This window comes from Moraxella osloensis (genome assembly GCF_001553955.1).
GTDB lineage: Bacteria > Pseudomonadota > Gammaproteobacteria > Pseudomonadales > Moraxellaceae > Faucicola > Faucicola osloensis.
Genome location: NZ_CP014234.1, coordinates 1,969,523 through 1,990,275 on the forward strand (window position 1 = coordinate 1,969,523; position 20,753 = coordinate 1,990,275).

Genomic DNA, 20,753 nt, shown 5'->3' on the forward strand with positions numbered 1-20,753 from the left:
ACAAAAAAGGGCAATCGCATCGATTGCCCTTTTTTTATTTACCGCATTATTTTTGCTCTAGTTGCGGTACGTCTGAGCCATGGGCATTGGATAACAAACCCGATTGGCTATATAACGCCAATTTAGCCCGGGTATCTGAAATATCTAGATTGCGCATGGTGAGCTGACCGATACGGTCCATTGGCGTGAACGCCGCATCTTCAACTTTTTCCATCGATAGGCGTTCTGGTTGGTAGGTCAAGTTGTCAGATTTAGTATTTAAGATGGTATAGTCATTACCGCGGCGTAGCTCGATGGTGACTTCACCCGTGATAGCTTTGGCGACCCAGCGCTGGGCGGTTTCACGAAGCATCAAGGCTTGTGAGTCAAACCAGCGACCTTGGTACAACAAGCGACCTAGGCGTAAACCATTGATACGGTACTGCTCGATGGTGTCTTCGTTATGAATCCCAGTGACCAAACGCTCATAGGCAATGTGCAACAGCGCCATAGCAGGGGCTTCATAGATACCGCGTGATTTGGCTTCGATGATACGGTTTTCAATTTGGTCACTCATACCAAGACCATGACGACCCCCGATTTCGTTGGCTTTTAAAATCAAATCCACTGGGCTATCAAAGGTTTCGTCATTGATTGCCACAGGCATGCCTTGTTCAAAGCGTACTGTCACTGTTTCTTTGTCGATTTTGACATTTTCATCCCAAAATGCCACACCCATAATCGGCTCAACGATGTGCATGCTGGCATCCAAAAACTCCAAGTCTTTGGCTTCATGCGTCGCGCCTAGCATATTTGAGTCGGTTGAGTAGGCTTTTTCTTTGGACATTTTGTAGTCAAAGCCATTGTCGATTAAGAACTGTGACATCTCGCTACGACCGCCCAATTCATCAATGAAGGTTTGGTCAAGCCACGGTTTATAGATTTTAAGGGCAGGATTGGTGAGTAAACCGTAACGGTAAAAACGCTCAATATCATTGCCTTTATAAGTTGAGCCATCGCCCCAAACGTTGACATCATCTTCTTTCATGGCGGTGACTAGCATGGTGCCTGTGACCGCACGACCCAGTGGCGTGGTGTTAAAGTAGGGCATACCACCGGTGCTGACATGAAACGCACCGCATTGAATTGCAGCAATACCTTCAAGCGCCAATTGCAAACGGCAATCAATCAAACGCGCTTTGACCGCACCGTATTGGTCGGCTTTTTTGGGAATGGCGTTGTAATCTTCTTCGTCAGGTTGACCTAAGTTCGCGGTATAAGCGTATGGCAGCGCGCCTTTTTGCTTCATCCAAAGTAGCGCAGCTGAGGTGTCAAGTCCGCCAGAAAACGCGATACCGACTTTTTGTCCGACGGGGACAGATTGTAAAATGGTGGCGTTGTTAGTTGCGCTGTTGTTCGCATTCATGCTCATAAGCTTTCCTATCCAATTCTCAAAAAATAATCTGTAAAATCAACCTATCGAATTATTGTAACATTTTTGTCAACGTGTTTTTCGCCATTTTTTGACAATTACCCATAATTTGTCACAATAAAAAAGCCAATCATTTGATTGGCTTTATCGGCTAAATAGCGGTTATTGGTACAAGACTTCTACGATTTCGTATTCGACTTCACCGCTTGGGGTTTGGATTTTGGCTTCATCGCCTTCTGATTTGCCAATCAGACCGCGCGCGATGGGTGAGTTGATGGAGATTTTATTGGCTTTAAAATCCGCTTCGTCATCACCCACAATTTTATAGCGTTTTTGCTCTTCGGTATCGAGATTTTCAATCACTACCGTGACGCCAAACACCACGCGACCTTCTTGCGGTAGTTTGAGTGGATCAATGACTTCAGCGCCGCCCAATTTGGCTTCAATATCGCGAATACGGGCTTCACAAAATCCTTGCTGCTCACGGGCAGCATGGTACTCGGCATTTTCTTTTAAATCGCCATGTTCGCGCGCTTCGGCAATCGCTGCGGTAATACGTGGACGGTCAACGGTTTTGAGCTGTTTGAGCTCTTCTTCTAAAGCCGCGTGACCTTGAGGCGTCATTGGATAACGTTGCATAGGGGATTCCTTTTGTCACAAATAGGGATTCAAACGGCAAGATTGCCAAAGTAACAAGTCACAAAAAATGGTCATCAACGCTCGTGATTAACCACTATCTATTTTGTATAGATGAAAAAAACCATGCTAGACAGGGCTACTGCCTAACAAGGTTCTAGTAAAAAATTTGCTGTGCTGTGTTAATCACCACAATAACGGTATTTTACTTGATAACGGCTTGTGATGCAAAACATTCACTCAATTGACTGCATGAGCCTGACATTACCAAGCTGAGCTGATGGTAACACCCACGGCTTTATTTTCATACCAAGGTAAAATAGTCGCATTGTCAAACGGTTGCGTCATCACCAAACCACTGACGACACCCAGCGCACAGCCAGCAACCACATCACGGGTATGGTGTTTGTCGGCATCCACACGTGACCAGCCCACATAGGCGGCAGGAATCATTGCCATCGAGCCATAGCGCCAGCCATAGCGTTGACCGATGAAAGTCGCGCCCGCGCAAGAATCACTAGCATGCCCTGACGGAAATGAGTAATCTTCGCCATTGGGACGTTCGCCCCACGCGGTGTCATTGGTGGCGTATTTGAGCGCATAGGTAGCTGCCAAATTGGTCGCCATGGTTTTGCCTAATTGATAGACGCCTTCTTGGTCATGTTTGGCAAGTGCCATGCCTAAGCCTGCTACTGGGATAGCAATATGCAATATATCGCCCGCTTTTTCGCTATCGCTTTTGGCATATACCGTTGTCGTTGGCGCTAATACAGCAGCGAGCAGTATGATGTTAAAGGTCTTAGAAGGTTGTCTCATGGCATTCACACCCTGATTGTAGTTAGTGGTCAAAACATTGATAAACGTGGCTATACTTAGGGCAAACCCAGTCTACGCCCTAAACCTTAGGATTATCTTAGCCCATAAAAAAATACTGACAGCGCTGGCTATCAGTATTTTAGACTAGCGGTGGTTATCCCTGTGTATGTAGCGCTTGGAGCTTATACACATCAAATGGCAGTTGCACTTTATACGCTTGGGTAACTGCCGCCGCGGCATTTAAGGTGGTCACATTAAATACTTTATGCTGTAAGGCTGAGCGGCGAATCGAGAATGAGTCTTCATGCGCTTGTTTGCCTTCAGTGGTATTGACCACAATCGCAATCTCACCGTTTTTGATGGCATCGACGATATGTGGGCGACCTTCATTGACTTTATTGATGCGCTCACAGGCGATACCTGCTTCGGTCAAGATTTTTTGTGTACCTGAGGTTGCCACAAGTTTAAAGCCATAGTCGGCAAATTGTTTTGCCACTGGTACCAAATTGGCTTTGTCGCTTTCACGCACCGATAAGAACACTTTTTTAACTTCATTCTCCACTGGCAAACCGGGCAATCTATCATTACTGCCAATGATGGCTTTGTAGTAAGCCTCACCAAAGGTCTGACCCACGCCCATGACTTCACCCGTTGATTTCATTTCAGGACTTAAAATGGGGTCAACGCCTGGGAATTTGGCAAAAGGGAAAACCGCTTCTTTGACCGCAAAAAAGGTTGGAATCACCTCAGTGGTAAAGTTTTGTTCCACCAAGCTTTTGCCAGCCATACAACGCGCAGCGACTTGTGCAAGTGAAGTGCCGATGCATTTTGATACGAAAGGCACCGTACGTGAGGCACGCGGATTGACTTCAAGGATATAAACCACACCATCTTTGACCGCGTATTGCACGTTCATCAAGCCCACCACACCCAGCTCTTTTGCCATCGCCACGGTTTGTTCGCGCATCACATCGCAAATCTCTTGGCTAAGTGAATACGGGGGGATTGAACAGGCTGAATCGCCTGAATGCACGCCCGCTTGTTCGATGTGCTGCATGATACCGCCAATCACCACATTGGTGCCGTCGGAGATACAATCCACGTCCACTTCAATCGCATCATCCAAGAAGCGGTCAAGTAACACAGGGGCTTCATTGGACGCTTGTACAGCTTCACGCAAATAACGACGCAGTTCGTTTTCGTTGTAGACGATTTCCATGGCGCGACCGCCCAACACGTAAGAGGGACGGACAACTAAGGGATAGCCCACTTGCGTCGCTTTGACGATACCGTCTTCGGTACTGGTCGCCAAGGCATTGGGCGGCTGAGTAAAGCCCAATTGTTGAATCATGTGTTGGAAACGTTCACGGTCTTCTGCACGGTCAATCGCATCTGGGCTGGTACCAATGATATGCACACCCGCAGCTTCCAGTGCGCGCGCTAATTTTAATGGCGTTTGTCCACCGTACTGTACAATCACGCCTTCAGGTTTTTCGATGCGCACGATTTCAAGCACATCTTCTAAGGTAATAGGCTCAAAGTACAGACGGTCAGAGGTGTCATAGTCAGTTGAAACCGTTTCGGGGTTACAGTTGACCATGATGGTCTCATAACCATCTTCACGCATTGCCAAGGCGGCATGCACACAGCAATAGTCAAATTCAATACCTTGACCAATGCGGTTGGGACCACCGCCGATGACCATGATTTTTTTGTTGTTGGTTGGATTGGCTTCACATTCGTCATCATAGCTTGAATACATGTAAGCGGTCGAAGTCGAAAACTCCGCGGCACAGGTATCCACGCGTTTGTACACAGGATACACGCCCAAATCCCAACGTTTTTTACGCAGTTGTTTTTGTGAAATACCCAGAAGCGTTGCCAAGCGTAAATCTGATAACCCTTTACGTTTGAATTGACGCAAGTTGTCGTGGGTCAAACCGCCAAAGCCAGTTTCTTTCACCAATTTTTCCGTTTTGACGATGTCTTCAATTTGCACTAAAAACCAAGGGTCAATGCGAGTAAACTCAAATACTTCATCTACGCTCATGCCAAAACGGAAGGCATCAGCAATGTAGAAAATACGGTCAGGTGTGGGGGTTTTTAACTTAACTTTTAAGGTACTGCGAATGGTATCGTCGTCTTGATTGAAATCAAGATACTCATCAAAACCATTCACCCCAATCTCAAGACCGCGTAACGCTTTTTGCATCGACTCTTGGAAGTTACGACCAATCGCCATCACTTCACCCACCGATTTCATTTGGGTAGATAAGGTGCTGTCAGCTTGGGGGAATTTTTCAAAGTTAAAGCGCGGTACTTTGGTCACCACATAGTCAATGGCAGGCTCAAAGCTAGCTGGAGTCAAGCCGCCTGTAATGTCATTGCTAAGTTCATCGAGGGTGTAACCGACCGCAAGTTTTGCTGCGATTTTGGCAATCGGGAACCCCGTGGCTTTAGATGCCAAGGCAGATGAACGGCTGACACGTGGGTTCATCTCGATGACCACCATACGACCGGTTTTTGGGTCAATACCAAATTGTACGTTTGAACCACCGGTTTCCACGCCAATTTCACGCAGCACCGCCAATGATGCATTACGCATGATTTGGTATTCTTTATCCGTCAAAGTCTGAGCAGGTGCCACAGTGATAGAGTCGCCAGTGTGGACACCCATAGGGTCAAAGTTTTCAATCGAACAGACGATGATGCAGTTGTCTTTTTTGTCACGGACAACTTCCATCTCGTACTCTTTCCAACCGATTAGGCTTTCGTCAATCAATAGTTGGTGAGTGGGCGATAAGTCAAAACCACGCTCACAAATCTCGACAAATTCGTCACGGTTGTAAGCGATACCACCACCCGAACCCCCCATGGTAAACGACGGGCGAATGATGCAGGGAAAGCCGACTTTGGCTTGAATGGCGAAGGCTTGTTCCATGGTTTCGGCCACTTCGGCGCGTGGGCACTCTAAGCCGATTTTTTTCATTGCTTTATCAAATAAATTGCGGTCTTCGGCTTTTTCGATGGCGTCTTTGGTCGCGCCAATTAGCTCACAGCCATATTTGGCGAGTACGCCATGCTTGTCCAAGTCTAACGCACAGTTGAGCGCGGTTTGTCCGCCCATGGTTGGCAAGATGGCATCGGGGCGTTCTTTGTCGATGATACGCTCTACTGTTTGCCAGGTGATAGGCTCGATATAGGTGGCATCTGCCATGACGGGGTCAGTCATGATGGTGGCGGGATTTGAGTTAACCAGAATGACGCGGTAGCCTTCTTCACGTAAGGCTTTACAGGCTTGTGCGCCTGAATAGTCAAATTCACAGGCTTGTCCGATGACAATAGGACCTGCGCCAATGATAAGAATGGATTTGATGTCGGTACGTTTTGGCATTGCTTTACACCCTTTTTAACTGCATTACTTAAAATTTAAAATAAAAAACTGAGTACTAACTGATGTTTTAAAACCCTAATTTTAAAAAAAGCGCGATTAACGCACTTTTTATTATAAATAAAATTCACCTTTGCCCACTTTGATGACATTGCCACCCACAAAAATGTTTTGCTCGTTATCGACATTGAGCGTCAAGCGGTTGGGTCTGCCCATGTCATCGCCTTGGTGAATGGCTTTGCTTATCGGATAGTGGTTTTGGTTAATAAAATACGCCCCCAAATTGGCACATGCCGAACCTGTGCCGCTATCTTCTACCAAGCTATTATTTTGCTCAAAAAACATCCGCGAATGGATAGCCTCACCATCATCTAACCAATAATAAATAGATGGCTCTTCGGTGGTTTTAAAGGGATTATCAATGTTCAACTCACGAAGTTTTGCCATGTCAATTTGCACATTGGCTAGCGCTTGGCGATTGGTTAGTTCAACCAAGATTTGTTGTGTGCCGCTATTGATAAAATAAGCATGACCTACAAAATCGTCCGTATTTATACCGCTTAACGCTGCCAAACTAGCCTTATCAGCATTAATTTGCTTAGCCTGATAACCCTGAATTTTGATTTGTATACGGCTATTACTGGTAAAAATTTCTACTGCCTTGGCTTGTGTATTAACCACAAATTGACTGGGCAAGTCATTAAGACTTTTTAAAATAAATCCCGAGCCAAGCGTTGGATGTCCTGCCAGTGGCATTTCATAATTTGGGGTAAAAATACGTAAATTGGCGACGGCTTTTGTACCATGTAAATCAGTTGGCGCAAATATAAACACCGTTTCACTCAAGTTAAACTGCTGAGCAATCGACTGCATTTGCTCATCATTTAGCCCATCGGCATGGGGAAATACGGCAAGCGGATTACCACCAAAATGGGTTTCGGCAAAGACATTAACCAGGTGAAAAGGGTATTGTTGCATTTACGCTTTCGCCTGTGCCATCATAGCTGCGAATTTATCAAATAGTGGCGCACAGTCATGGGGTCCTGGGCTTGCCTCTGGATGTCCTTGGAAACTAAACGCAGGCTTATCGGTCAGCTCAATGCCTTGATTTGAGCCATCAAACAATGAGCGATGCGTCACTTTCACATTGCTTGGCAGGGTGGCTTCATCCACCGCAAAACCGTGGTTTTGTGAAGTAATCATCACCGTACCTGCTTCAATATCTTGCACAGGGTGGTTGGCACCATGATGACCAAATTTCATCTTCAAGGTTTGCGCGCCGCTAGCGAGTGCCAATAGCTGATGACCTAGACAAATACCAAACAGCGGAATATCGGTTTGCGTAATGATGTGTTTAATCGCATCAATGGCGTAAGTACAAGGTTCAGGGTCACCAGGACCATTGGATAAGAAAATACCATCTGGGTTGTGTTTGAGTACCTCGCTGATAGGCGTTTGGGCTGGCACAACGGTGACATGACAGCCGCGGTCAACGAGCATGCGCAAGATGTTGGTTTTGATACCAAAGTCATACGCCACGATGTTAAATTTTTGCTCGATGTCAGTGCCCAATTCTTTAAAGCGACCACAAGTTGGGCTCACTTCTGGACTTACTAATTGCCATGAGCCTTGCGTCCACGTAAAACCTGCTTGGTCACAGCAGACTTTCGCCAAATCCATGCCTTTGATACCGGCAAAGCTTTTGGCAAGTTCGATTGCTTTGGCTTCATCGAGCTGACCGTCGCTATCGGCGGTCATGATACAACCGTTTTGTGCGCCTTTTTCACGTAGTAGGCGAGTAAGTTTTCGGGTGTCGATATCAGCGATGGCGACGGTGTTATGGTTAATCAGATACTCGCTTAGTGATTGGCTTGAGCGAAAGTTACTGGTTACCATGGTCAAATCACGGATAATCAGTCCATTTGCCCACACTTTATGAATGCGACCTGACTCTGTGTCTTCATCGTTGGTGCCAGTGTTACCGATATGCGGGTAAGTTAAGGTGACGATTTGCTGGGCGTAGCTTGGGTCGGTTAAGATTTCTTGGTAACCTGTCATCGCGGTATTAAACACGACTTCACCAACGGTGTGTCCGCTAGCACCGATACTGCGACCATAAAAAACCGTACCATCTGCCAATGCCAAAATTGCTTTTGCGTAATTCGTGTTCACCTAGTGCCTCCGCTCGTATCCTGTGTTCTACCCATGTGTGCGACGGTAAATTATGCCTAGTCAATGCACATACCGTAAAAAGTATCGCCCACAAAAAAGCGAGAAGACATTGATTTTAAAGAAAATAGCTAACTGGTTTTAATGTATTACCAGTCTGTGCCATTAACTTTATCATGCCAACTCGCTAAGGTTTGATTTTGCCTATTTTAACAGAACATCACAAAAAAAGGTAGCCAAAATTTTTGTCGAAATACAGTCTAAAAACTACGTAAACTTGGTTGAAACAAACCGACCACAAACCAAATCGTTTCAATAATCCAAATGATCAGTACATACAAGCGGATTTGCTCGGCTGTCCAATCTAGCGAAAACCAGCCAATTAGCCACCACGATTGCCAACCTTCTAGCCATTTTGCACCATTTCCCAGCAGCACCCAACCATAAAACATACTGCTAAGCAAAAACAGCAACCACCACTGCAGCACTGGCATTTTGCTTATTCCTTTAACATTTGCTTTATGGATTTTACCCAATTGGCGCCACAAAGCGCGTAAGGATTTGTGCTAAACTGGTAAAAAATTCTGATAAGGTGCGCTTTAACCGCCCTTTAAAAAAGAGAACACGCATGAATATTCTTACCCCCCAAACTGTGGTGATTATCGGCGGCGGCAATGTGGGTTTATCCTTTGCGCTACTGCTTGCCGACAAAGGCATCTCAAGTACGTTACTAGAAAAAGCCAACTATCCGACCATCAGCCCTGATGATGACTTAGACCGCGCGCAATTTGACAGCCGTAACATCGCACTATCACGCCGTACGGTACAAATTTATCGTGGTATCACCTTTAATGGCAAAGCGCTATGGGATGATTTACAAAGCCATGCCTGCCGCATCGATGAAGTTAGTATCAGTGAAGAAGGTAGTTTTGGTAAAGCGACGCTCAACAAAGAAGCCGAAGGGGTGGAAAGTTTTGGGCAGGTAATGGAAAACGCATGGCTTGGCAAAAAATTACTGCTCGCCGTACAAAACAATCCGCTGATAACCTTGCTAGACGGTGCCACCTTGACCGATATACAACAGACGGCAACCGATGTCACCATTCGCTTTGACCAAGCTCACCAAGCTTGCCAAACCTTAACGGCTGATGTATTGGTGGCTTGTGATGGTCAAAACTCGCCAAGCCGTCAACTACTGGGCATTGGCGCAACTGCGCACGATTATCACCAAGTAGCTGTCGTGGGCGTGGTCATGACGGATAAACCCCACCATCATCAAGCGATTGAACGCTTTAATAAAATGGGCGCAGTTGCTGTGTTGCCTTTGGTTGATGCGTTTGATATCGGTCAAGGGGATGGACGACAAGCCCAGCAAGGCTATCGCCGCTCTGTGGTATGGGTGTGCCCAAAAGGCGAAGAACAGCGCTATTTGGAGGACGACCAATACTTTCTTGATACCATTCAACAAGCCTTTGGCAGCTTAGCAGGCAAGTTTGTCAAAGCGGGTAAACGGGGCGCGTATCCACTGGTGAAAATATTGGCAGATAGTCAAGTCAAAGGTCGCTGCGTCATCATGGGCAATGCCGCCCACACCTTGCACCCTGTGGCAGGACAAGGCTTTAATTTATGTATGCGCGATGCTGATACGCTTGCCAAGATGCTGGCACAGCAAGTGATGCGCGGCGAAGATATCGGCGATAGTCGCATGCTACAAACTTATGCCAAACGCCGTAAAGCCGACCAAAAACGGGTAGAAATTTTCTGCGATACGGTGGTATATGGCTTTATGCACCAAAATCCCTTGCTCAAAATCGCGCGTAATGTCGGACTCATTGCCTTTGATAAAGTGCCATTTGTGAAGCCAGCTGTGGCTACCTTTGCGATGGGGCTGAAATCATGAAAAACACTACATTAATCATCGGCGGTGGTGTTGTTGGCGCGACATTGGCGTTAAAACTTGCCCAAGCGCGCCATCCTGTCACCTTAATCGATGCTCGACCAAAACTTTTAGCAGCGGATTGGCGCGACAAACTCACCCAGCGTGATGCTCGTGTCTATGCCTTAAGCGTCGCCAGTATCAACCTACTCAAAGAGATCGGTGCATGGCAGCGTATCGAACAAAGCAAACGCAAAGCCGACTATACCCAAATGCAGGTATGGCAAACCAATGGCGTGGGGGAGCTAAATTTTGGTGATGCTCAAACACCGCAATTATTGGGCAGTATGGTTGAGCCCTTTATCATCGAAAAAGCGCTGTATGACGGTTTTGACAATGAGAGCCTTGTCCATCAGGGTCAATCCTATTTGCGCCATATTGCAGGGCATAAGGTCACTGATATTGCTTGGCAAGGTGAAGATTTGGGGTATCAAGTTAGCTTAGATAATGGCACCACGTATCAAGGTAAGCTGTTAATCGGGGCTGACGGCCGCGGCTCTATGGTACGCCAAGCGGCAGGGATTGGGTTAGATACTTTGGCGTATCAGCAAACGGCAATCTGCTGCGCCATCAAAACCGAGCAGCCACACAAGGCGACAGCCAGACAAGTGTTTTTGCCGACAGGGCCTTTGGCACTTTTACCGCTGGCAGATGTGACGGCTGACGATCAGGCAAATCCTCAACATTGGCAATCGGTGGTATGGACATTGCCGACCAATGCGGCACTTGATTTACTCACGCTGCCACCAAAAGAGCTTGCCAAAGAACTCGCCTTTGCCAGTGGCTATGCCTTAGGGGATATCACTGAGATTGAATCAATCGCCAGTTTCCCACTGGGTGCCCAACATGCCAAAAATTATGTCAAAGCTAACTTAGCGTTGATTGGCGATGCCGCGCATGGGGTGCATCCTTTGGCGGGACAAGGCTTAAACTTGGGTATGCTCGATATCATCGCCTTGAGCGATATTTTGCAAAAAGATTATCAGCGGTCAGGCAACAAGCTATGGGCAAGTTTTGCCACCTTACAGCATTATGAGCGTCAACGCTACGCTAATAACGCTATGATGATGCACAGTTTTTCTGGGATAAACTGGATTTTTGGTACACAGTTGCGTCCGATTCAGCAGCTACGCAGTGAAGGCGTGAGCATGGTTAGCAGAATTAAACCCTTGATGAAATTTTTTACCCAAAAAGCCAGTGGCATCTAAAAATTTTTAACAGCAAAAAAAAATCCTCGATAAGCTATCGAGGATTTTTAATGATGAATCAACCGTAAAAGGTGATTTATTTCGCCGGGCTTGCAACCGTCGTAACAGTTGTGGTACCGGTTGCAGGAATTGCATTGTCATCCACAATGTATGCATCAACACGGCGACCTTCTTGGTCTTTACCCTCAGCACCTGTCGTGTCTTGTGGTTTGATCAATTCAAGTTGTGATTGCGGCACACCATTAGCTATCAAGAATAATCTAACCGCTTGGGCACGCTCTTTTGCTAACTTTTCATTGGCAGCAGCATTACCTGTGCTGTCGGTATAACCACTGATACCGATTTTTTTGCCTTGTTTAGCTGCTTCAAGGATATCATTGGCTTTTTCTTTGGCATTACCAGCGACTTGTGCTTCACCTGTAGCGAAGTAGAAGCTTAGGCGACCATTTTCAAATACCACTGAAGGCTCAGTGGTAGAGATAATTGTCGCTGCTATTGTCTCAGTGGTCGCCATTGGCATGCTTGCTACCGCCATGTCAGTGGTTGATGCTACAGGCATTGCCATGCTATTTGTGGCACTTGCCGCAGAGACTTCAGTTGTGGTAGTGGTTGTCGTTGTTGAAGCAGTAGTAGAAGCCACAACTGGCGTCGCGACTGGCTCAGTTTTGTTACATGATTTCAATAATGCCCAAGCGAGTGCACCTAAAATCAACAAACCAATGATTGGCAATAACATTTTCATCAAGCCGCCTTCATCGCGTTTAGGCGTAGCAACCAGATGCTCCTCTGTACGAGTGGTCGTTTGGACAGTAGGGGTGGTGGCTGCATGCACAGGCGACAAATTCAACATGGTTAAAATGCCCGCTGGGATAAATGCATATGCCCAAGCAGGAATCACAGAAGCCACAGACGCAATATTGTTTGATAAGAAAGTATTGAGTGGTGTTGTACCTGCAAGTGAGCGTAATTCACGCAGTACCAGCGGCGCGGCACGGCTTACCAATGAACTAGTCTCTTGCTCTGGTACACTGTAATGACGTGAGAGCTGTTGCACTAGCTCTGTACGGTGGGTGGTATCTGGTAGTACACGGTCAAAAAAGCCGTGATCATCATCAGCGATGGTAGCATTAGCAAAGCTGTTAGAGACGTTACCGTCAGCAAGACGGGCAACCAAGATGGCGTATAATTTTTCTAATAAAGATGAGCGGTTGGCGTCATTTGCATTATTTAAAACAACGGGTGTTACTGTACGGGTTAAATGTTCAATGATATTCATAATTCAAGCCTCAACAAAATGAAGGGTTATCAACCACCATAAAACCAATGTATTATTTTTATATCCAGCACACTAGCCAATAATTCTATTATATGTTTTCAAAAATTATTATTTATGGTTGTTGGGTGTGTTATTGCATTGCTATTTAATTTATGCTTAACAATACTGAGAAAAACTGCCGCAAAACAACAGATTTTGTTAAGTCTTTTGCAGTATTACTCAAATATAGCTAATAAATTAAAGCAAAATCGGCTCGCCTTCAGTTATGTTAAGGTAACTATTGCGTAAATATTGTGTTAAAAATTCAAATCGTCCCCATTTTGGGTAAACTTGGGTAAAGGTGTGTTACTCAAATTTGAAGGGTTTGTCATTAGCTTCATGCTACAAAGTTAGCGTTATACTTCAAGGCAGCTTTAGGTATCATCTATATCAATAAATTCACATTTGGCTTATTGAGATAATCCGCTATCTTTATCATAATCCTACTTATCATTATTTATTGCTATTTTGAGGTGTTATGTCACTTTTTTCTAACCATACTTTATTTATCATTATTATTACGGTAGTTGTCAGTTTATTAGCTTGGCAATCACCCCAACTGATGCAAAGGTTAATTTTTTATCCGCCTGCGGTGCAGCGAGGACAAGTCGATCGCTTTGTCACCCATGGTTTTATCCATGCCGATGGGATGCACTTGTTTTTTAATATGTTTACTTTGTATTCGTTTGGACAAGCGGTACAGGGTTTTTTCATGTCCAAACTCGGCAGTCTAGGGTTTGTGCTGTTTTATCTTGCCGCTTTGGTGGTGGCGATTATGCCAACCTATCTAAAACAAAAAAACAATCCTCGCTATAGCAGCCTAGGGGCATCGGGGGCTGTTTCAGCAGTAATTTTTAGCTATATTTTGATGAATCCTTGGTCGACATTATTGCTGTTTGTGATTCCTGTACCTGCGATTGTGTTCGCGGTGGCGTATGTGGCGTATAGTGTGTGGGCAGATGGGCAAGGTCGCGGCAGTATCAATCATTCGGCACATTTGGTGGGTGGTATTTTTGGTATGTTAACCACGATTGCCATTGAGCCCGGTATTGTGGCGCATTTTTTTAACCAATTAATGCATCCTAGATTTTTAGGCTTTGGTGGCTAACATTGAATGGCTAAAAATAGGGGCTAAAAATTGCGTGGCAGGTTGCCCAGTCACAGGTTGGCTAGTTACAAGTTGCCTAGTTACAGGTTGCCCAGTTAACAGTCGCTTAGCTAGTTAACGCTAAAGTCGTAAAAAGCAGTAAAAGGTAAAAAACATGATTTATGATGTGATTGGGGATGTACATGGTCAGGCAGATAAGCTCATTGGGCTACTGACGCAGTTGGGCTATCAATATGATGGTCAGTGTTTTCAAGCGCCCGCTAATCACCAAGCGATTTTTATCGGCGACTTGATTGATAGGGGCAGTCAACAGCTGCAAACCTTATCTATCGTCTTTGCGATGATTGACCAAGGGCAAGCGCTCGCGGTGATGGGTAATCACGAGTATAATGCGTTAGCTTACGCCACACCCGATGCCCGTGATGCAAGCCAATATTTACGACAACATACTGATAAAAACACCTCGCAGCATCAAGCGTTCCTTGATGAAATAGGGTTTGGCAGTGAGTTACACCAGTTTTGGCTCAAGCGGTTTTATGAATTGCCACTGTGGCTAGCGTTGGATGATGCGTGTTTTGTGCATGCTTGTTGGGACAGTGATGCGATGGCGATTTTAAAACCGCTGTTAACAACCGGCAATCGCTTGACGCCCGTTGCGCTACAAAAAACCAGTGAGGAAGGTACGCCACCTTTTGAGGCACTGGAAAGAGTGCTAAAAGGTGTGGAAGCGACGCTACCTGAAGGCATTCATCTAGTCGATAAAGAAGGTCATCAACGTAAAAATGTACGGGTACAGTGGTGGCAGCCTAATTTGTCGTTTCAGCCGATTCACCAGATCGCGCGCGCCAGTCAAGAGGATTTAATTCATATCCCTAAAAACACGCTGAGCACTGAGATTTTGTTTGGGCTTGACCATGACAAACCTATTTTTGTCGGGCATTATTGGCTCAATGGTACGCCTGAGCTGCTTAGTCATCAAGTGGTCTGTGTGGATTATTCTGCTGCCAAAGATGGGTTTTTGACGGCTTACCAATTTGACACCGATCATCCGGCTTTGACCTCAGCGAATTTTATTCAATATCAGCATTAACCCAAGGCTAAACGGGTGTAACATAAATTAAAATATTTGTTTAAAGCTTACGGCTAAAAATGATAGCCAGTGAGCAAACAATTAAGATGAGTTGGGTATGATTCGACGTCCGATTGAGCCGCTAAAGATGCTGTTTGTGGTGCAAGGCTCGTACTTTAAACGGCTGATTGTGCCACAAGTTTTGTTGTTTATTTTCTCTTTTGTCATCTATTTTTATCAAACCCATATCGCCACCGAGCCTGTACCGCTCAATCCTTCGGTGTTTGCGATACTCGGTATCTCACTTGCGATTTTCCACGGGTTTTGTAATAACGCAGCGTATGATAGGTTTTGGGAAGGGCGCAAGCTGTGGGGCACGCTGGTTTGGCTAAGTCGCAACATCGCCCGTCAAGTGATGACACTGCCCAATGTCAGTATGGCGGAAAAACAAGCCTTTATCCGCCATCAAATCGCTTTTGTCCACAGTCTACGCCAACAGCTGCGGAGTGAGGATAATACAGCAAACCTGCAGCGGCTATTAACAGTTGAAGAACAGCAAGCCGTGGTTGGGCAAAACTTTATTGCGTTACGCTTGACCCAAATCATGGGGCAGATGCTCGCCAACTGGCAAGCCGAGCAAAAAATCGATGTTTGGCAATGGCAAAGCTTGGATAACACCTTGGGTGAAATTGCCCATATCCAAGCGGGCTGTGAACGCATTAATAACACACCGATTCCGTATGCCTATTTTGTGCTGCTGCATCGCACTGTGTATCTGTATTGCTTTATGCTGCCATTTGGACTGGGCAATGCGATTGGCTGGGTAACGCCATTTGTAGTCAGTTTTGTCGGCTACACCTTTATGGCGCTCAATGAAATCGTCGATGAAATCAGCGAGCCGTTTGGTACGGGGGAAAACGAATTGCCCCTAGGGATGATGTGCGATACGATTGAGACGCAGCTGGCCATGCTTAGTCATCAACAATTTGCCCCTGAGCAAAAGCCGCGAGTACCCGCCAATGTGGTGATATAGTTGCCGCATAGATTTTGATTTTCAAGGGTAAAAAATCATGCTATATTAAGTTTTAACCGTGCATTTCATGCACGTTTTTTTATTTTAAGTCCGTCAATTTTTTGGCAAAAGGAATTTTCCATGTCAGCAAGTCAGCCAAACGCCCAAACACACCAGCTACCACCTCCCATCCCATCGCCACAAGGTCAAGTCAAAGTCGGTATCATCATGGGTAGTCAATCTGACTGGGAAACCATGCAAAACGCCGCGCAAATGTTAGCGGATTTTGGGGTGCCCTTTGAGTGTGAAGTGGTATCGGCACATCGCACCCCTGATAGATTGTTTGACTATGCCAAAACTGCCAAAGCTCGCGGCCTGTCTGTGATTATCGCAGGGGCAGGCGGCGCGGCGCATCTGCCCGGGATGTGTGCGTCTCAGACGGATTTGCCTGTACTTGGTGTGCCTGTCAAGTCCTCCATCCTAAGCGGTTGGGACAGTTTGCTATCCATCGTGCAAATGCCCAAAGGGGTGGCGGTGGGTACGCTTGCCATCGGGGCAGCGGGTGCGGCAAATGCAGGGCTACTGGCAGCGCAAATTTTGGCGATTGGTGATAGCACGCTTGCGCAAAAAATCACTGATTTTCGCGCCAAACAAACCCAAACAATTTTGGATAATCCGATACCTGGGGTGATGTGATAATGAGCGATGAAAACCGCATTTGCCAAGCTGTTACAAGTCTATGAAATAGATTATCAAACTATTGCTGACTGCTGGCAAAACATAGTCACTCACTACCAGCAGCCTCACCGCCATTATCACACGCTTCACCATATTCAGGCGTTATTAGAACAGTTTGACGGGATAAAAGATCAGCTAAAGCAACCTGAAAGCGTGCTATTGGCGATTTTTTACCATGATGTCATCTATCAAACCCAAGGCAAACCAGCGATGAGCAACGAACGCCAAAGCGCGGCTTATTTTATCGCCGAATTGGGCGGTTTTTTGCCAATAGACTTGCAAAACCGGGTTGTTGAATTGATTATCGCCACCGAAAAACATGAACTTGCCGACACGAACGACAGCGATATGGCGTATTTTTTGGATATGGATTTGCGTATTTTGGGGCAGACTGGCTTGGTTTATCAAGCCTATTGCCAAAAAATTCGCCTTGAATATCAACACGTTGCCAAGGTCTTGTACAATTTTTCTCGTAAAAAAGCCTTAAAAAGGTTTTTGGATAGAAAGCGGCTGTATTTTACCCAACAATTTTCTACACAGTATGAGCAGCAAGCAAGGCAGAATATTAAGAGCGAAATCAAGACATTAACGATATTTTAATTTTTACCATTTTGAAGCAAGGCTTAATCAGTTGGGTTAAGCCTTTTTTTATCACCAAACATTTATAAAACTGCCTAGTTACGGTAAAATCCGTTAATTACCTTTTTGACATTCCTTTCTTTTTTATTGTAAAAGTTGACCATCTATGAGCACGCAACATCAAATCGCCCAAGCCTTAACGTCTTTAGAAAACGCTTACAACCCAAGCGACGTCGAAAACGGCATGTACCAAGTGTGGGAAGACAAAGGCTACTTTCAGCCAAGCTATGATAAACAACAATCGTTTTCTATTGCGCTGCCACCGCCGAATATCACAGGCTCATTGCACATGGGGCATGGCTTTAACAATGCCATCATGGACACGCTCACCCGATATCACCGAATGCTGGGCGAAAATACCCTCTGGCAACCAGGTACCGACCACGCCGGGATTGCCACGCAAATGGTCGTTGAGCGTCAATTGAACGCACAAGGCATCAAACGCCATGATTTGGGTCGTGAAAAATTCCTTGAAAAGATTTGGGAGTGGAAAGCCGAGAGTGGTGGCAACATCACCCGCCAAATCCGCCGTCTAGGTAGCTCGGTGGACTGGAGCCGTGAGCGTTTTACCATGGATGATGGCTTGTCCAATGCCGTCAAAGAAGTGTTCGTGCGTCTGTACGAAGATGGACTGATTTATCGCGGTAAACGTCTAGTCAACTGGGATGTTAAATTACAAACAGCTTTATCAGATTTGGAAGTTGAAAAAACTGATGAGAAAGGATTTTTATGGCATTTTAGATATTATTTTTCTAATGAAAATGCTAAAACTAAAGATGGGAAAAACTATCTTGTTGTAGCAACTACAAGACCAGAAACAATGTTTGGTGACATTGCAGTTGCTGTTAATCCTAAAGATGAAAGATATAGTGATTTAATTGGGCAAACATTAAAGTTACCAATTACAGGAAGATTAATTCCAGTTATTGCCGATGACTATGTGGAATCAGACTTTGGAACAGGTTGTGTAAAAATTACTCCTGCTCATGATTTTAATGATTATGAGGTTTGGAAACGTCATAAAGATTCTGGCGTATTTATTATTAGAGAAAATGAACTTGCAGATGATGGCTTGATTAATATCTTTGATAGTTATGCAAACTTATTGTCTAATCCGATGTTTGATTTAGAACAATCAAGTCAAAGAAATAGTCAATCGCATAGACCTGATGAATTTGAATCCAAAGAAATAAATGGGGTAAAAACTAATTTTACTCAACATGGATATAATGGTTATGACTGTATTGCAGAAGAATACAGGGGATTATATCGGTTCGATGCAAGAAAAAAATTAGTTGAGCAAGCTGAAAAAGAAGGGTGGCTTGATAAAGTTGAAGATTATACTATCAAAGCTCATAGAGGTGACCGCAGTGGTGAAATCGTTGAGCCGTGGCTCACTGACCAATGGTATGTGTCCATCGAAAAACTGGCAAAACCTGCCATCGAGGCGGTGGAAGACGGGCGCACCGAGTTCGTCCCTGCCCAATATAAAAATATGTATATGGCGTGGATGCGCGATATCCAAGACTGGTGTATCAGCCGTCAGCTTTGGTGGGGACACCGTATCCCTGCGTGGTACGATGACGAGGGCAATATCTACGTCGGGCGTGATGAAGCGGAAGTCCGCCAAAAATACCACCTTGCTGATAGCCTAGCGCTGCGCCAAGATAGTGATGTACTAGACACTTGGTTTAGCTCGGCATTGTGGACGTTTAGCACCCTGGATTGGACAGGTGAGCTAAACTTTGACGACTACAGCCAAGCACTCAAAACCTTCCACCCAACCAGCGTGTTGGTCACAGGTTTTGATATCATTTTCTTCTGGGTTGCCCGTATGATGATGATGACCCTATACTTTATCAAAGACAAAGACGGCAACCCGCAAGTGCCGTTTAAGACGGTGTATGTGCATGGCTTGGTGCGTGATGGACAAGGGCAAAAAATGTCCAAATCCAAAGGCAACGTACTTGACCCGATTGACCTGATTGACGGCATTGATTTAGAAACCCTAGTCGCCAAACGCACCACAGGTCTCATGAACCCCAAAGACGCGCAAAAAATTGAAAAAGCCACGCGCAAAGAATTTGCCGACGGTATCCCTGCGTTTGGCACGGACGCGCTGCGCTTTACTTTTACCTCCTTGGCAAGTACGGGACGTGACATCAATTTTGACCTCAAGCGCATTGAAGGCAATCGCAATTTTTGTAACAAGATTTGGAACGCCACCCGTTTTGTGCTGATGAACTGTGTCGATAAAGACGGCAATGCGTTAAACATCGACAAAACCGCCAATACCGCACTGTGGGAATTGCCAGAGCAATGGATTATAAGCCGTCTAAACTCCACAGTAAAAGCCATCCATGAGCACATGAGCCAGTACCGTTTTGACTTGGTGAGCCAAGATATCTATGAGTTTATCTGGAATGAATACTGCGACTGGTATGTCGAGCTTGCCAAATCGAGCCTAAACGATGAATCGGTGAGTGCCGAGCGTAAAGCCCAAATCCGCTATGTGCTGCTCAACTGCCTTGAAGTCGCCATGCGCTTTAGTCACCCGATTATGCCGTATATTACTGAGAGCATTTGGCAGACCATTGCCCCTATCATCGATAAAAAAGCGACTGACAGTATCATGACTGCTGCTTTCCCAACAGCGGATGACAGCCTAATCAGCCTACAGACTGAGCATGACATGACGTGGCTACAAGCGCTGATTGGGGCGATTCGTAACATCCGCGGTGAGATGAAGCTTGGCAATGCGGTGCGTCTGCCTGTGCTACTTGATAACATCAGCGATGAGGAAACCGCGCGCCTAAGCCGTATTGAAAATCAGTTTAAATCGCTTGCCAAAGTCGATACGCTGACTATTGTGAATGCGGGTGACGGCGCTGATAAAGAGTTACCGTTGTCGTCATCAAGTATGGTCGGGCAGTTAAAAGTGCTCGTGCCGATGAAAGGCTTGATTGACCCAACGGCAGAGCTTAATCGCCTTGCCAAAGCGCAAGAAAAACTTACCAAACAAGCTGAAAGTCTGCGTGGCAAGTTGTCCAATGAGAGTTTTGTAAGCAAAGCTCCTGCCAATGTGGTGGAAAGCGAAAAAGCGAAACTTGCTGAGATGGATACACAACTGGCGGAAATGCATAAGCAAATTGAGCAGTTAAACAGTCTGTAATGAATATGTTTACTTGATTTTAAAAAACTTGAGAAATTCAATATTTTTTATTGAATTTCTCATTATTTTAATAATTTTGTCAATTATGAATTGAACTAATCAAGAATTGAAGTTATAATTATTCAAACTCTAG

The 20,753-nt window shown here is 45.4% G+C and carries 16 protein-coding genes; 8 read left to right on the forward strand and 8 right to left on the reverse strand.

Annotated features, from left to right (window positions below; translation table 11 throughout):
* Window positions 1–46: 46 nt before the first annotated feature.
* From argG to AXE82_RS08710, 7 genes are all read right to left on the reverse strand, one after another.
* Window positions 47–1,405: an argininosuccinate synthase gene (gene argG, locus AXE82_RS08680; RefSeq protein WP_062334910.1), complete on the reverse strand. Its 1,359-nt coding sequence runs from the start codon at window positions 1,403–1,405 to the stop codon at window positions 47–49.
* A 168-nt stretch (window positions 1,406–1,573) separates the two neighbouring features.
* Complete coding sequence (greA, locus tag AXE82_RS08685; RefSeq protein ID WP_007116148.1) at window positions 1,574–2,050, reverse strand: transcription elongation factor GreA; 477 nt, start codon at window positions 2,048–2,050, stop codon at window positions 1,574–1,576.
* A gap of 261 nt (window positions 2,051–2,311) precedes the next feature.
* On the reverse strand, window positions 2,312–2,863 hold the full coding sequence (locus tag AXE82_RS08690; protein WP_040403597.1) for a phosphatase PAP2 family protein: 552 nt from the start codon (window positions 2,861–2,863) through the stop codon (window positions 2,312–2,314).
* 154 nt (window positions 2,864–3,017) lie between these two features.
* Window positions 3,018–6,257 carry a carbamoyl-phosphate synthase large subunit gene (carB, locus tag AXE82_RS08695; protein ID WP_062333700.1) on the reverse strand — a complete coding sequence of 1,080 codons (3,240 nt, stop codon included), beginning with the start codon at window positions 6,255–6,257 and terminating at the stop codon, window positions 3,018–3,020.
* A gap of 111 nt (window positions 6,258–6,368) precedes the next feature.
* Window positions 6,369–7,232 (reverse strand): PhzF family phenazine biosynthesis protein, encoded by an 864-nt coding sequence (locus AXE82_RS08700; protein ID WP_062333703.1) that lies wholly within the window; start codon window positions 7,230–7,232, stop codon window positions 6,369–6,371.
* Window positions 7,233–8,426 carry a glutamine-hydrolyzing carbamoyl-phosphate synthase small subunit gene (gene carA / locus AXE82_RS08705; protein WP_062333704.1) on the reverse strand — a complete coding sequence of 398 codons (1,194 nt, stop codon included), beginning with the start codon at window positions 8,424–8,426 and terminating at the stop codon, window positions 7,233–7,235.
* Window positions 8,427–8,683: 257 nt separating this feature from the next.
* Window positions 8,684–8,917, reverse strand: a complete 234-nt coding sequence (locus tag AXE82_RS08710) for a hypothetical protein (RefSeq protein ID WP_062333706.1) — start codon at window positions 8,915–8,917, stop codon at window positions 8,684–8,686.
* A 134-nt stretch (window positions 8,918–9,051) separates the two neighbouring features.
* Between AXE82_RS08710 and AXE82_RS08715 the strand changes: the two genes are divergently transcribed.
* Together AXE82_RS08715 and AXE82_RS08720 are read left to right on the forward strand one after the other, a co-directional pair.
* Window positions 9,052–10,323: an FAD-dependent monooxygenase gene (locus tag AXE82_RS08715; protein ID WP_062333708.1), complete on the forward strand. Its 1,272-nt coding sequence runs from the start codon at window positions 9,052–9,054 to the stop codon at window positions 10,321–10,323.
* Window positions 10,320–11,567: an FAD-dependent monooxygenase gene (locus tag AXE82_RS08720; protein WP_062333710.1), complete on the forward strand. Its 1,248-nt coding sequence runs from the start codon at window positions 10,320–10,322 to the stop codon at window positions 11,565–11,567. The genes AXE82_RS08715 and AXE82_RS08720 overlap by 4 nt, the downstream gene beginning before the upstream one ends.
* Before the next feature lie 76 nt (window positions 11,568–11,643).
* Here the strand turns inward: AXE82_RS08720 and AXE82_RS08725 are convergent, their stop codons facing one another.
* Window positions 11,644–12,843 (reverse strand): OmpA family protein, encoded by a 1,200-nt coding sequence (locus tag AXE82_RS08725; RefSeq protein ID WP_062333713.1) that lies wholly within the window; start codon window positions 12,841–12,843, stop codon window positions 11,644–11,646.
* A 517-nt stretch (window positions 12,844–13,360) separates the two neighbouring features.
* Here AXE82_RS08725 and AXE82_RS08730 point away from each other — a divergent pair.
* From AXE82_RS08730 to AXE82_RS08755, 6 genes are all read left to right on the forward strand, one after another.
* The gene (locus AXE82_RS08730) at window positions 13,361–13,990 is read left to right on the forward strand and encodes a rhomboid family intramembrane serine protease (RefSeq protein WP_062333716.1); all 630 of its coding nucleotides are present in this window, start codon (window positions 13,361–13,363) and stop codon (window positions 13,988–13,990) included.
* Window positions 13,991–14,144: 154 nt separating this feature from the next.
* A complete protein-coding gene (locus AXE82_RS08735) occupies window positions 14,145–15,080 on the forward strand; it encodes a metallophosphoesterase (RefSeq protein WP_062333719.1) in 936 nt (311 codons plus the stop codon).
* Window positions 15,081–15,177: 97 nt separating this feature from the next.
* Window positions 15,178–16,092, forward strand: a complete 915-nt coding sequence (locus AXE82_RS08740; protein ID WP_062333721.1) for a bestrophin family protein — start codon at window positions 15,178–15,180, stop codon at window positions 16,090–16,092.
* Window positions 16,093–16,212: 120 nt separating this feature from the next.
* Window positions 16,213–16,767, forward strand: coding sequence for a 5-(carboxyamino)imidazole ribonucleotide mutase (purE, locus tag AXE82_RS08745; protein ID WP_082741449.1), 555 nt, complete (start codon window positions 16,213–16,215; stop codon window positions 16,765–16,767).
* A 9-nt stretch (window positions 16,768–16,776) separates the two neighbouring features.
* Window positions 16,777–17,409, forward strand: coding sequence for an HD domain-containing protein (locus AXE82_RS08750; RefSeq protein WP_062333724.1), 633 nt, complete (start codon window positions 16,777–16,779; stop codon window positions 17,407–17,409).
* A 145-nt stretch (window positions 17,410–17,554) separates the two neighbouring features.
* A complete protein-coding gene (locus AXE82_RS08755; RefSeq protein WP_062333728.1) occupies window positions 17,555–20,620 on the forward strand; it encodes a valine--tRNA ligase in 3,066 nt (1,021 codons plus the stop codon).
* The last annotated feature ends 133 nt before the right edge of the window (window positions 20,621–20,753 follow it).

Excerpts from the sequence above, each read along its gene's own strand:
- argG (WP_062334910.1), bottom strand. The coding sequence starts at position 1,405 with ATGAATGCGAACAACAGCGCAACTAACAACGCCACCATTTTACAATCT.
- greA (WP_007116148.1), bottom strand. The coding sequence starts at position 2,050 with ATGCAACGTTATCCAATGACGCCTCAAGGTCACGCGGCTTTAGAAGAA.
- AXE82_RS08690 (WP_040403597.1), bottom strand. The coding sequence starts at position 2,863 with ATGAGACAACCTTCTAAGACCTTTAACATCATACTGCTCGCTGCTGTA.
- carB (WP_062333700.1), bottom strand. The coding sequence starts at position 6,257 with ATGCCAAAACGTACCGACATCAAATCCATTCTTATCATTGGCGCAGGT.
- AXE82_RS08700 (WP_062333703.1), bottom strand. The coding sequence starts at position 7,232 with ATGCAACAATACCCTTTTCACCTGGTTAATGTCTTTGCCGAAACCCAT.
- AXE82_RS08710 (WP_062333706.1), bottom strand. The coding sequence starts at position 8,917 with ATGCCAGTGCTGCAGTGGTGGTTGCTGTTTTTGCTTAGCAGTATGTTT.
- AXE82_RS08715 (WP_062333708.1), top strand. The coding sequence starts at position 9,052 with ATGAATATTCTTACCCCCCAAACTGTGGTGATTATCGGCGGCGGCAAT.
- AXE82_RS08720 (WP_062333710.1), top strand. The coding sequence starts at position 10,320 with ATGAAAAACACTACATTAATCATCGGCGGTGGTGTTGTTGGCGCGACA.
- AXE82_RS08725 (WP_062333713.1), bottom strand. The coding sequence starts at position 12,843 with ATGAATATCATTGAACATTTAACCCGTACAGTAACACCCGTTGTTTTA.
- AXE82_RS08730 (WP_062333716.1), top strand. The coding sequence starts at position 13,361 with ATGTCACTTTTTTCTAACCATACTTTATTTATCATTATTATTACGGTA.
- AXE82_RS08735 (WP_062333719.1), top strand. The coding sequence starts at position 14,145 with ATGATTTATGATGTGATTGGGGATGTACATGGTCAGGCAGATAAGCTC.
- AXE82_RS08740 (WP_062333721.1), top strand. The coding sequence starts at position 15,178 with ATGATTCGACGTCCGATTGAGCCGCTAAAGATGCTGTTTGTGGTGCAA.
- purE (WP_082741449.1), top strand. The coding sequence starts at position 16,213 with ATGTCAGCAAGTCAGCCAAACGCCCAAACACACCAGCTACCACCTCCC.
- AXE82_RS08750 (WP_062333724.1), top strand. The coding sequence starts at position 16,777 with ATGAAAACCGCATTTGCCAAGCTGTTACAAGTCTATGAAATAGATTAT.
- AXE82_RS08755 (WP_062333728.1), top strand. The coding sequence starts at position 17,555 with ATGAGCACGCAACATCAAATCGCCCAAGCCTTAACGTCTTTAGAAAAC.